The following is a 1,132-nucleotide window of genomic DNA, read 5'->3' as shown; positions in this document are numbered from 1 at the left end:
CCGACCTGCTCGCGCTCGCCGCGCGCCTCGACGCCCTCGTCACCGCCCCTCTTCCGGACAGGACCACCGCGCCCCCCGCGGGCGCGGGAAAGGACGGCACCGCCTCATGACCGCAGTCTCCCCCCTCCCTCCTGCCCGAGGTGTCCCCGCGACGGGGCCCGCCCTCGCCGACCGGGTGCGCGGCGCGCTGCTCGGCGCCGCCGTGGGCGACGCGCTCGGCGGGCCCGTGGAGGGCTACAGCCCGGAGCAGATCGTGGCGCGGCACGGCGGCAGGGTGACCGGGATCGTCGGCCCGTGGGCGGGCGAGCGGTGGCGTACGGCCCGCCCTCTGGCCCCGTACCACAAGGGCGACGGGCACGTCACCGACGACACCCTCATGACGCACGCGCTGATCCGCGTCTACGCGAAGGTCCGCGACCACCTGGACGCGCACGCCATCGCCGCGCACCTCGTGCCCGAACTCACCGAGAACCCGCGGTGGATTCCCGAGCTGGAGGCGGAGGCGCTGCCGCTGCAACGGGTGTTCCTCGCCGAGAAGTGGCTCGTGACACGGCTGCACTACGCGCACGCCGACCCGCGCGAGGCGGGCGTCGGGAACGTCGTGAACTGCGGCGCGGCGATGTACATGGCGCCGGTCGGGCTCGTCAACGCCGGTGATCCGGACGGCGCTTACGCGGAGGCTGCGGAGATCGCGGGCGCGCACCAGTCCTCCTACGGGCGCGAGGCGGCGGCGGTCTTCGCCGCGGCCGTCGCGGCGGCGTGCCGGCCGGGCGCGGGCCCGGGGGACGTCGTGGAGGCGTGCCTGCGGCTCGCGAAGGACGGGACGCGCGCGGCGATCGAGGCGGTGTGCGCGGTCGCCGCGCGGCACGACGAGGCGGAGGCGGCGCAGGGCGAGTTGCGGGCCGCCGTCGCGCCGTTCGACACGGTCGGCGAGGAGTACCGGGCGCCCTCGCTCGGCGCGCGGCGGCCCTCGCGCCTGCACGCGATCGAGGAACTGCCCATCGCGCTCGGCATGTTGCTCGTCTGCTCGGGTCGCGGCCAGGGACACGATCCTCGGCGCCGTGAACTACAAGAGGGACTGCGACTCGATCGCCACGATGGGCGGCGCCCTCGCCGGGGCGCTCGGCGGCGC

General features: G+C 76.4%; 1 pseudogene. It reads left to right on the top strand.

Annotated features, from left to right (window positions below):
- Positions 1–106: 106 nt before the first annotated feature.
- Positions 107–1,132: pseudogene (locus SSBG_RS23245) on the top strand (ADP-ribosylglycohydrolase family protein); the annotation flags it as partial.

This window comes from Streptomyces sp. SPB074 (assembly GCF_000154905.1).
Lineage (GTDB): Bacteria > Actinomycetota > Actinomycetes > Streptomycetales > Streptomycetaceae > Streptomyces.
Note: the sequence above shows the minus strand (reverse complement) of the source record. Positions and strands in the feature narration are given on the sequence as shown.